This window comes from Streptococcus marimammalium DSM 18627 (assembly GCF_000380045.1).
GTDB lineage: Bacteria > Bacillota > Bacilli > Lactobacillales > Streptococcaceae > Streptococcus > Streptococcus marimammalium.
Genome location: NZ_KB904362.1, coordinates 1 through 11,736, shown reverse-complemented (window position 1 = coordinate 11,736; position 11,736 = coordinate 1). Strand labels below are relative to the sequence as shown.

Below are 11,736 nucleotides of genomic sequence, written 5' to 3'. Positions count from 1 at the left end.
GAAATGAGGCTCAAAAACGACAAATTAATTGAATTGCTCATTAAAACGTTCGTCACCTTGATAAAAACCTCTGATGTCGTTAATACCATAACGTAACATAGCAATACGTTCTTGACCTAGTCCAAAGGCAAAGCCTGAATATTTTTGAGCATCAACACCACTCATCTCAAGAACGTTTGGATGAACCATTCCAGCTCCTAAAATTTCAATCCAGCCAGTATATTTGCAAACATTACAACCAGAACCACCACACTTGAAACAAGAAACATCGACTTCAACTGAGGGCTCGGTGAAGGGAAAGTATGAAGGTCGTAAGCGAATTTTTCGATCATCACCAAACATTTTTTGACTAATCACTTGAAGAGTCCCTTTTAAATCACTCATTGAGATATTTTCACCAACAACTAGCCCCTCAATTTGATGAAATTGGTGACTATGTGTGGCATCATCTGTATCACGCCTGAAAACACAACCAGGTGAAATCATCTTAAGAGCACCTTTGGAGAAGTCATGATTGTCTAAAGTCCTTGCTTGAACAGGACTAGTGTGCGTTCTTAATAAAACTTCTTCGGTAATATAAAATGTGTCTTGCATATCACGGGCTGGGTGATTTTTGGGTAAATTCATTCTCTCAAAATTATAATAATCTGTTTCTACTTCAAATCCATCAATAATTTGAAATCCCATACCTAAGAAAATATCTTCAATTTCCTCATTGATTCGAGTTAAGACATGACTGTTCCCATATTTAAGTTGTTTTCCAGGTAATGTCACGTCTATTTTCTCTGCTTCTAGCTGTTTTGCTATTTTATTATTTGAAATGGCAATCACTTTTTCTTCGAAAGCTTTTGTCAAGATGTCTCTAACTTCATTAGCTTCTTTTCCAATAATCGGACGCATTTCGCTAGATAAATCTTTTAAACCTTTTAAAATTTCAGTCAGTTTTCCTTTTTTCCCAAGAACAAAAACGCGAAGATCTTGAAGCTCTTTATCCCCATCCAAGGCCAAGTTTTCAATCATTTGTAAGGTTTCATTTTTTAACGCATGTAATTCTTCTTGTAGTGTCATTATAATCCTTTCTTAATCAATAAAAAAATGCCAAAGCTCCAATTATTCGGAGCGTTGACACGCGGTACCATCCGTTTTCATCTAGTTAAACTAGATCTTAATTTGACTATCTTTCATTGAGTGAATTCACTAAATTAATACTTTGTGAACTTCCAGTCATGGTCCACATTCCCTGTTAAGCTTTCCTTTAGTTACTAGTCTCATAGATAAGTATTAAATTATTCTTATTGTAACAAATTTTGTACTAGTTAGCAAGATATAGAGAAACAAAAAATGTGAATCTTTTTACATCAATACTTTTTTACTGAACCAATTTCTCAGCATCTTTTAATTTGACTGATACAATCTTTGAAACACCAGATTCCTGCATAGTAACACCATAGATACTATCAGCTGCGGCCATTGTTCCTTTTCTATGGGTTACGACAATAAATTGACTTGATTTATCAAAACGATTCAAATAATCTCCAAAGCGTTTAACATTAGCCTCATCAAGAGCCGCTTCAACTTCATCAAGAATAACAAATGGAATTGTCTTCACACGAATAATTGCAAATAATAGTGCTAAAGCAGAAAGAGCCTTTTCACCACCACTCATTAAATTGAGTGATTGGATTTTTTTACCTGGAGGCTGGACAGAGATTTCCACACCTGATGTTAATAGATTACCTTCTGTTAATTGTAAATTTGCAGTTCCTCCACCAAACATTTGTTTAAAGGTCTGTTTAAAGCTATCTCTAACAGCTTCAAAGGTTGTTTTAAATCTTACTTTTACCTCATCATCCATATCATGAATAGTTGATAACAATAATTCCTTAGCACTGATCAAGTCCGATTTTTGAACATTTAAGAAATCTAATCTCTCTTTAACTTTATCAAATTGCTCAACAGCATCCAAATTCACCGGTCCAAGTTTTTTAATAGCACTATGGTATAGTTTTAACTCCTCTTTTGCTTGAGACATGTTTTCAATTTTTCTGGCTTTTTCTTGGGCTTTTGTAAAACTAAACTGATAATCCTCTGATAAAAGAGTTGCAAAATGATAAAGTTTACCACTAATCTGATCAATTTGTGACTCTAATTGTGTTTGTGTTCTAATAAACTTCTCATTTTGCTGACTCATTTTTTGAATTTGTTCTGAAATATCATCTAGAGCCCCTTCACAATCGTCAAACTCAAATTGCAAACGTTCTGATTGTGATTGATTGTCCTCTTTTTTCTTCTTTGCTTTATCTAGTTGAAGTTTAAAAGTCGACAATTGATTCTCATTGACAGAGTTAAGATGGTACTCAAGAATATTTTTGTTTTGTTCATAGTCAATCTCCAACTGAGTCAAATTTTCTTCTATCCTCAATATATTATCCTGTTCAAATTTTAATTCATTAATCAAATCACGCTCAATTAAACGCTCTTTAGACAAAATCCTATTTAATGAATCAACCTTTTCAATAATACTATCTTTATTTTTCTTAATTTTATCGATTTCCTTACTGACTGATAATTTTTCCTTAGATATTTCCTTTATCTTAGTAATAATAGCTTCTTTTTCTTGTATTAAAGCTTGAAGGTTAGTATTTTTTTGATTGTTTTCAAGATGTTTAAGGAATGTTTCTTTATCAGCTAACTGTTTAGTTAGACGCGACACTTCAATTGATAGTCTTTGTTCTTTTAATCGTGCTTTTTCACCTTCAGTTTTTGTTTGCTCAATATTGTCAGAAAGCAAAACTCTATCATTTTTCAAAGATTGTACATGTTTTTCATTAGCCAATACTTTTTCTTTTAACTGGTCGATAGCGATAGTCAAATGTTCTAGTTCAGGCTTAATGAATAAGGTATTATTTTGACGGTTTGCACCTCCTGAAAAAGATCCCCCAGGACGAATTTCAGTTCCATCAAGAGTCACTATACGCACTTGATAATTTACCAACCGAGCAGCATCATTAGCTTGGTCAGTATTTTCAAAAACAGCAGTTGTGCCTAGTAAGTAATGAAAAATAGTAGTCAATTTTGAATCAAATGATATTAATTCACTAGCCAAACCAAGGTAGCCTTTAACTTTTACTAATTGTTTTTGGTGGTGAGAAGATAACTGTCTTTGTTTAACTGTCGTTAGTGGTAAAAATGTAGCACGTCCTTGTCTAGTTTTTTTAAGAAATTCAATAGAGCGTTTAGCTGCCATTTCATCAGCAACAATAATGTGTTGACTGCTAGCACCAAGAGCAACTTCAATAGCAGTTTGATATTTTTTTTCAAAAGAAATCTTCTCACTAACAGCACCAATAATATTTTTTAATTCATTAGCATGCTGAAGAACAGATTTAACTCCACTATAAAACTGACTATGATTTTTAACAATAGCTTCTAAACTATTTTTCCTTGCTTCCTTACTTTTTAATTGATCTAATAAATCAAATAAATTTGTTTGATTTTCCTGATACAATTTCTCTAATTTAGATAAATCAAAAACTTGTGATTGATACTCTTTTAAAAGACTTTCAACCTCTTGTTTAGAATCATCATGTAATTTTTTTGTACTTTGAAGATTATTCTTTAAGATTTCTAATTCAATTGTCAGCTGCTCTTTTTCTTTTGCCTTATCTTTTAAAGATTCCTCTTGATTCTCAATAACAACAGAAATAGATGACAATTGATTTGATAAATCAGCTTCTTGATGCATTAAACTGACAAAGTCTTCTCGAAAACGCTCAATAATATCATCTGGATGCGTTGAAAAACGCTCTAACTCCTTTTCAAGAGTAGAAATTTTTTGATTAATTTGATAATTATTTTCTTCTAAAAATTTAAAATGATCTTTTTTAGCTTGTAAAAATTGTTTTAATTGAACTTGCTCTTGACCAATTTTATCTAAAGTTGTTTTTGTCTGAGCTTGTTTTTCTTCTTTTTGATTGGATTCTAAAGTGATAATATCAATTTTTCTATCAAGTTCACTAATAAGTTGAGTTAATTCTATCAAATTATTTTGAAGCTTATCTTTTTGTTCAGATAATTGATGACGTTTTAATTTTAAGGATTGATTTTCTTTTTCTAAAGAATCCTTTTTAGCATAAAAGTGCTTTAAATTATCTGAAACTTCTTTTAACTTAGCTTTTTTATCTGATAAATTTTCTTTATAAGTAATGATATCAGCCACTAAAATATCAAGATATAGAGCTTTTCTTTTATCCTCTAATGATAGATATTCTTTGGCGGCTTTAGCTTGTTTTGATAAGGGTTTAATTTGATTATCCAACTCATAAATAATATCATCTAATCGATCTAAATTATTTTGTGTTTGATTGAGTTTTGATTCTGTTTCTTTTTTTCTAGTTTTATACTTTAAAACTCCGGCAACCTCTTCAAAAATAGCTCGTCTTTCTTCTGGCTTACTGTTAAAAATTTTTTCAACACGCCCTTGTGAAATAATTGAAAAAGAATCTCTTCCTAGTCCAGTATCCATAAACAAACTATGAATATCTTTTAAACGAACTTTTTTACCATTAATTAAATAATCACTGTCACCATTACGATAGACATGGCGTTCTACTTTTATCTCCTTGCCAGCATTTGCAATAAAACCATCGCTATTATCTAATATCACGGTTACTTGAGCATAGTTAAGAGCTTTTCGACTTTCAGTACCAGAAAAGATAACATCAGGCATTTTACCTCCGCGAAGATTTTTAGCATTTGACTCTCCCAAAGCCCATCTTAAACTTTCCGTGATATTACTCTTTCCAGATCCATTTGGACCAACAACAGCCGTAATTCCTTGATTAAAATCAATTTTTGTTTTATCTGCAAAAGACTTAAAACCATACATTTCAATTTGCTTTAAGTACATTTATAACCTCTTTTTTAAAATTTCAAGAGCATTTTTTGCTGCTTCTTGTTCTGCTAGTTTTTTTGATTTTCCAATACCCGAACTTACCTCTTTATTATCAACTAAAATAACAACTTCAAAGGTTTTATTATGGGCAGGACCAAATTCTTTAATCACCTTATAATCAATTAAAACATCACCTTGTGATTGGAGTAATTCTTGAAAATTTGTCTTATAATCTAAAACACGTTCAAATTTTCCCTCCTCTACCAAAGGAATCACCACTTGGGCAAGAAAATCCTCAACATTCTCAACACCAGAATCAAGTAATAAAGCACCTAAAAAAGCTTCAAATAAATCTCCTAAAATAGTGTCACGATTACGACCACCTGACTTTTCTTCACCTTTACCTAATCTAATATATTTATCAAACTCACAAAATCTGGAAAAACCAGCTAAACTCTCTTCACGAACAATCATAGAACGCATTTTTGAAAGTTCACCTTCTGCTTTTTTAGGATATTTTCTAAAAAGATAATGAGAAATAATCATTTGAAGAACGGCGTCTCCTAAAAATTCCAAACGCTCATTATGTGAAATCTTTAGGAGGCGATGTTCATTAGCATAGCTAGTATGTGTAAAAGCTGTCTTTAATAATTTTTTATTGTGAAAAGTAATTCCAAAATCATTTTTTAGCTTCTTATCTAAGGCCCTCATTTTCTCTCCTTTCGACTAATTCTTGTCATTATTATAACAAAAAAAACTCAGAATAACTATTCTGAGTTGTAACATTCTTATAAGATATTTATTAATTTTTATTATAACTTTAATAATGGTGATGCAGAGTCTGGTGAAGTATCATAAATTGTGAGATTTTGTCCTACACCAAAATCAGCTCTTAAAAGTTCCGTTTCCATCGTAAGTCTGGCTAGTTCTTTTAAATTATTTTCTTGACTAAGATGCCCAAGATGAATTCTTTTGGTTTTATTTCCCAAAGTTCTAATCATTGTTTCAGCACTATCATCATTAGAAAGATGGCCTTCATCCGATAAAATACGTTGTTTAAGTCGCCAAGGATATTTTCCCGAGCGTAAAATATCAACATCATGATTTGATTCAATCAAATAACCATCCGCATTTTTAATCAATCCTGATAAGCGATCACTAACATATCCAGTATCAGTTAATAAAACAAAACTTTTATTATCTTTCATAATACGATAAAATTGTGGATCAATCGCATCATGGCTAACCCCAAAGCTTTCGATGTCTAAATCACCAAATACTTTAGTGGTACCAGGTTCAAAAATATACTTTTGTGCATTATCTAATTTACCAATTAATTTATCCATAACAGACCATGTTTTTTCATTGGCATAAACGTCTAAATTAAATTTCCTTGCTAAAACTCCTACACCTTGAATATGATCACTGTGCTCGTGAGTAACTAAAATCGCATCCAAATCTTCAGCTTTTCGATTTATTTCAGATAATAGTTGAATAATTTTTTTCCCAGATAAACCGGCATCAATAAGTAATTTTTTTTTAGGTGTTTCAATATAAAAGGAATTTCCAGTTGAACCCGATGCTAAAACACTATACCTAAATCCTAAATCTTCTTCCATCTATCCGACAGTATCCTCCCATTCATCAACAGAAATAGCATCTTTTTCATATGGTAAAACAATTGTAAAGGTTGAGCCTTGACCATAATCACTTTTAGCCCAAATAAAACCATGATGTTGTTTAATAATTTCTTTTGCAATAGCAAGACCTAAACCTGTACCACCTTGTTGTCTACTTCTTGCTTTATCAACACGATAAAAACGATCAAAAATAAGAGGTAGATCTTTTTTAGGAATACCTAAACCTTCATCTGAAATTGAAATAATGAGCTGAGTATCAGTTGTTCTCATATTAACCTTAATTTTTCCACCATCTGGAGAGTATTTAATCGCATTATTGATAATATTATCAATTACTTGTGTCATTTTATCTGTATCAATTTCAATCCAAATAGATTGAAGAGGATAATCCCTTACAATCGAATATTTTTTTTCAGGAGTTTTTCGATTTAATTTAATTTGATCAAAACGATTCAAGATAAAAGTCATGAAGGATGTAAAATTTGTCAACTCAACATTAAGTTGAATTGCTTGATTATCAATTCTAGATAAATTTAAAAGATCATTAATCATTCGCATCATACGATTAGTTTCATCAAGAGATACTCTAATAAAATTTGGCGCAATTTCGTCTTTTAGCGCTCCTTCATCTAGAGCCTCTAAATAGGACTTAACTGATGTTAAAGGTGTTCTTAACTCATGGCTAACATTAGAAACAAATAAACGACGCTCTCGTTCTTCTTTTTCTTGCTCTGTTGTATCATGTAAAACAGCAACCAAACCTGAAATAAAACCACTTTCACGTCTATTTAAGGCAAATCTAATTCTAAGTGTAATAAATTCCCCAATGTCATTACGACGATTAAGAACGACTTCAGGTGTTTTTGATACTAAATCATGATAGGTGTATTTATTATCAGCATCAAAAATATCTAAAATATTTAATTCAAGTGCTTCTTCTCTTGTTAAATTCAACTGTTTTTGAGCAGTATCATTAATCATAATAATTTTACCAGCTCGATCTGTTGCAAGGACACCATCACTCATATAAGCAAGAATGCTTGACAATCTATTGGTTTCTTGTGATAACTTATCATGTGTTAAATGGAAAACTCGTGATAAATCATTAATGTTTTCAGCTAGTTCAACTAAATCCTGACTTGATTTGACATCAAGAATTTCCGAGTAATCACCCGCCATCAATGAATAAATTTTTTCATTCATTTGTTTAATTGTTTTAGCTTGACGGTAATCTTTTAAAGCTGAATAAACAAAATAAATTGCTGCAACTGTTAATAAAACTAATAGAGATAGTTCAAAAAGTGTTAAATCATCTGTTACATTACTCATAATTTTTCATATAATAACCTACACCACGACGTGTTAAAATATATTCTGGACGACTTGGTTGGTCTTCAATTTTTTCACGGAGTCTACGAATTGTGACATCAACAGTTCTAACATCACCAAAGTAGTCGTATCCCCAAACAGTTTCTAACAAATGCTCTCGCGTCATTACTTGACCCATATGAGTTGCTAAGTGATGTAACAATTCAAATTCTCGATGGGTTAAATCAATTTCAGAACCATGTTTTTCTGCTACAAAAGCTTCTGGAAGGATTTCTAAATCTCCAACAATAATTGTTGGCTTTAATCCTTTTTTATTGTCTTCTGAGGCTGCCGTTTCAATATTTTCAGTACGACGTAAATGTGCTTTAATACGAGCAAGTAATTCTCTATTTGAAAATGGTTTTGTGACATAATCATCAGCTCCAATTTCTAACCCAATTACTTTGTCAAACTCACTATCTTTTGCTGAAAGCATGATAATAGGTAGGTGGCTTGTTTTTCTGACTTCTTTTGCCACCTCTAAACCATCAAGTTCAGGTAACATTAAATCTAAAATAAGTAAATCTGGTTTTTCATCATGGAATTTTTCTAAAGCTTCTCTTCCATCAAAAGCAGTTATAACATTATATCCTTCTTTTGTTAAGTTAAATTTAATGATATCTGAAATTGGCTTTTCATCATCAACAACTAGTATTTTTTTCATAATGCCTCTCTCTATTCTTTTTAAATTTTTCCAATCAATTTTTATGTAGCTTCTTTTTACAAGTTAGTATAGATAATTATTTCCTAAATTATATCAAATTTACAAAAAAATAGAAACTTTCAATTACTAAGTACTAATAAAAAGTATTTAAATTATAAAAACTTCCCCAATTAAGAGAAGCATTAATCAGTTAAAGAAATTTTACCAGTTAAATAATCAATTTTTATCCCTTTTTGAACATTTGGAATAAAAACATTAAATTCAATTGAACCATCTGAAGATTTGGCTTCAATTTGTCTACCTCTTGCAACAATATCATTATTATCATAAATTAAAGTCACTCGATAACGAATAGTTTGGTGATTATCTAATCCTTTACGAACTATTGTTTCATAATAATTTTGCCCTGTGGATGAATCACTATTTGCCTGATTAGACCAAGCTGTTTGTGTGGCAACATTTAAAGGATTGCTAGCCGAAGGGTCAAATCCTTTCAGGTTCCCAATCAATGAATATGCAATAAGATGCCCTCGATCAACTGCATGGTCATAATCCCCAGTTAAATTATATACTTGATGCCAACCAGGAGGGGTCCAAGAGGTTGAGCCATTACCTGTTTCTTCTCTGTTTTTATACTGACGTGTAGCCTTCGTTAATAAAGCATTGGCCACCGTTGGAACTACTTCTCCTCTTATTTGCTTGGTTTTAATATCTATATAAGGTGCACTCGTCACTTTTGCATTTAAGTTGGTTTTATTGTGGTTAATAACAAACGCACCTGCATTATTCCACTCAAAATTTTGGCCAATTTGTCTAATAACATTGCTTGTTAAAACTGATCTTGCTAAACCTTCATCAGGAGTACTATCTTGAGACGAAAAATTTTCTAAATTTTGTTTAGCTTTATCTTCAACAAATAATTGTGCAAATTGCTTAATTGGATGATTATTTGATATAGATTCATTTGAAACAATATAAGATAGTCCAAAAACAATGATCACTGAAAGTAAAGAAATAATTGCTTTTTGTTGTTTTTTTATTTTTTTAGCCATTTGTTCCTTTCATTTCATTTAGCTTGCTGTTAGTTAATTTCCAGTGAATTTACTAATGATTGCTTGCCAGTTGTCTATTGATAAAATAGACAAAGGGTCGTCTCCACCACCAAAAAAACTAAAACCTATCATTAAACCAATTGCTACAAAACAAATACTTAAAATAGCTACTAATGCTACTAAACCAAATTTTTTAGCAACATCAAAAAATCTTTCTTTCATCCCTATTCTCCACTAAGTCTTTTAATGTTAGCACCAAGTTTGGCTAATTTTTTATGAAACTGATAATAACCACGGTCAAGGTGATTTAATTTTCCAACAGTAGTTGTACCTTTCACTGCCATCCCTGCTAAAATAAGAGCTGCACTTGCTCTTAAATCAGTTGACATGACTGGAGCTCCTTGAAGCTGTCTACCACCATGAATAATTGCTGTGTCACGTAAAATCTCTATGCTTAATCCCATTCGTCTCATTTCTTCCAAATGTTGAAAACGGTTTTCAAATACTGTTTCAATCATCGTTGACTCACCTTTAATCATGGCCATTAAGGCAGTAAATTGTGCTTGCATATCAGTTGGAAAACCCGGATGAGGCATGGTTTTAACAGTGACGGGTTTTAATTTATTAAGATCAGATTTGACACGAATTCCACCTTCTTCTTCAGAAATATCAACACCCATCTCCCTTAATTTTGAAATTAAAGGACGATTATGTTCCCAAATTGCATCTCTAATAAGTACATTTCCACTAGTTATAGCAGATGCGACCATAAAAGTACCTGCCTCAATTCTGTCTTGAACGACACAGTGCTCAGCACCTTGTAAGTTATCAACACCAACAATCGTAATTGTTTCTGTTCCAGCTCCTTTAATATTTGCTCCCATTTTATTTAATAGTAGAGACAAATCAACTATTTCTGGTTCTCTTGCAGCATTTTCAATAATTGTTTTTCCTTCTGCTAACGTTGCAGCCATCATTAAATTTTGAGTAGCTCCAACACTTGGAAAGTCCATATAAAAATGAGTTCCTTTTAAACGTTTAGCAGTGGCAGTAATATCACCATTTTCTTGATGAATTTCGGCTCCCATTGCTTCTAAGCCCTTTAAATGTAAATCAATTGGTCGACTACCAATTGTACAACCCCCTGGCATTGAAACCTTAGCATATCCATTACGAGCCAAGATGGGTCCTAAAACAACAATTGAGGCTCTCATCTTATTAATATATTCATAAGGTGCTGTTGCTAATATGTCACCAGTTGCATCTACCAATATTTCTTTTTTATCTTCATCAAAGTCAACTGATATATTTAAACCACGAACAACATGGTTCATTATATAGACATCAGATAAAATTGGTACATTTTTTAAAAGTGTTTTTCCCCTTGAAGGAAGAATAGTGGCTGCTAAAAGAGGAAGGACAGCATTTTTTGCTCCTTCAATAATCACTTCCCCTTCTAAGCGTGTATTACCACCTTCAATAATAATTTTATCCATAATATGTCTCCATTCTGTTCTTAAGTTATTATCGAGTCTAATATTTTCTTTAAAAGAATAAAATTATTCTTTGTGATATTTCTATTATTGTAACAATAAAATTACTAACCAAAAAACCAATGCTAATGCTAATAAACAAAATAAGTAACTTCAGTTTTCTAATATTTAATGCTGGTTGTTTGGTTATTTTTCCCCAATCAAATAAAGAGATTAATAATTGATAAGTAATCCCTATCATTGCCAGGTGACTGATAAAACGAACTATTAAATCTATCATTTCCATTCTACTATTATAACAAAAAAAAGAAGAGATGACAGTAAATAGTTTGAAGTCGTTAAAGTTATAATTTTAAGCCCCGTTGTAAAATGAGGTGCAACAAAAAAGACATGTTCATCTGATATACTAAAGTTGCGAACAAAGTATAAAGGAAAGATGAACATGTCCACTCACTATTCTACCACAAAACAGTCCTATCGCCACCTTTCAGAAGCTGAACGAGGGAAAATTGAAGCCTATCTCTCAGAAAGTTTGAAACCCGCTGAAATTGCAAGACGTCTTGGAAGAAATCGCTCTACCATCTCTCGTGAGCTCAAACGCGGGACTGTTAAACAAGTCAAACAG

11 protein-coding genes are annotated in these 11,736 nt (G+C 31.8%); 1 reads left to right on the top strand and 10 read right to left on the bottom strand.

Annotated elements, in window-relative coordinates; all coding sequences use genetic code 11:
* Positions 1-24 precede the first annotated feature (24 nt).
* From pheS to A3I1_RS08405, 10 genes are all read right to left on the bottom strand, one after another.
* Positions 25-1,068 carry a phenylalanine--tRNA ligase subunit alpha gene (gene pheS / locus A3I1_RS0107325; RefSeq protein WP_018370632.1) on the bottom strand — a complete coding sequence of 348 codons (1,044 nt, stop codon included), beginning with the start codon at positions 1,066-1,068 and terminating at the stop codon, positions 25-27.
* Between the two features lie 301 nt (positions 1,069-1,369).
* Positions 1,370-4,909, bottom strand: coding sequence for a chromosome segregation protein SMC (smc, locus tag A3I1_RS0107320; protein WP_018370631.1), 3,540 nt, complete (start codon positions 4,907-4,909; stop codon positions 1,370-1,372).
* Positions 4,910-5,605 (bottom strand): ribonuclease III, encoded by a 696-nt coding sequence (gene rnc, locus A3I1_RS0107315; RefSeq protein WP_018370630.1) that lies wholly within the window; start codon positions 5,603-5,605, stop codon positions 4,910-4,912.
* Between the two features lie 101 nt (positions 5,606-5,706).
* The gene (locus A3I1_RS0107310) at positions 5,707-6,513 is read right to left on the bottom strand and encodes an MBL fold metallo-hydrolase (RefSeq protein ID WP_018370629.1); all 807 of its coding nucleotides are present in this window, start codon (positions 6,511-6,513) and stop codon (positions 5,707-5,709) included.
* Positions 6,514-7,866: a cell wall metabolism sensor histidine kinase VicK gene (gene vicK, locus A3I1_RS0107305; protein ID WP_149031823.1), complete on the bottom strand. Its 1,353-nt coding sequence runs from the start codon at positions 7,864-7,866 to the stop codon at positions 6,514-6,516.
* The gene (gene yycF / locus A3I1_RS0107300) at positions 7,856-8,566 is read right to left on the bottom strand and encodes a response regulator YycF (RefSeq protein WP_018370627.1); all 711 of its coding nucleotides are present in this window, start codon (positions 8,564-8,566) and stop codon (positions 7,856-7,858) included. The genes vicK and yycF overlap by 11 nt, the downstream gene beginning before the upstream one ends.
* A gap of 182 nt (positions 8,567-8,748) precedes the next feature.
* Positions 8,749-9,618: a DNA/RNA non-specific endonuclease gene (locus A3I1_RS0107295; RefSeq protein WP_018370626.1), complete on the bottom strand. Its 870-nt coding sequence runs from the start codon at positions 9,616-9,618 to the stop codon at positions 8,749-8,751.
* 33 nt (positions 9,619-9,651) lie between these two features.
* The gene (locus tag A3I1_RS0107290) at positions 9,652-9,840 is read right to left on the bottom strand and encodes a DNA-directed RNA polymerase subunit beta (protein ID WP_018370625.1); all 189 of its coding nucleotides are present in this window, start codon (positions 9,838-9,840) and stop codon (positions 9,652-9,654) included.
* Positions 9,841-9,842: 2 nt separating this feature from the next.
* Positions 9,843-11,114: a UDP-N-acetylglucosamine 1-carboxyvinyltransferase gene (gene murA, locus A3I1_RS0107285; RefSeq protein WP_018370624.1), complete on the bottom strand. Its 1,272-nt coding sequence runs from the start codon at positions 11,112-11,114 to the stop codon at positions 9,843-9,845.
* A 49-nt stretch (positions 11,115-11,163) separates the two neighbouring features.
* Entirely contained in the window at positions 11,164-11,391 is a 228-nt protein-coding gene (locus A3I1_RS08405) for a DUF1146 family protein (RefSeq protein ID WP_336884514.1), read from the bottom strand.
* A 162-nt stretch (positions 11,392-11,553) separates the two neighbouring features.
* Here A3I1_RS08405 and A3I1_RS0107270 point away from each other — a divergent pair.
* The coding region (locus A3I1_RS0107270) for a helix-turn-helix domain-containing protein (protein ID WP_018370623.1) at positions 11,554-11,736 on the top strand (183 nt) is incomplete at its 3' end.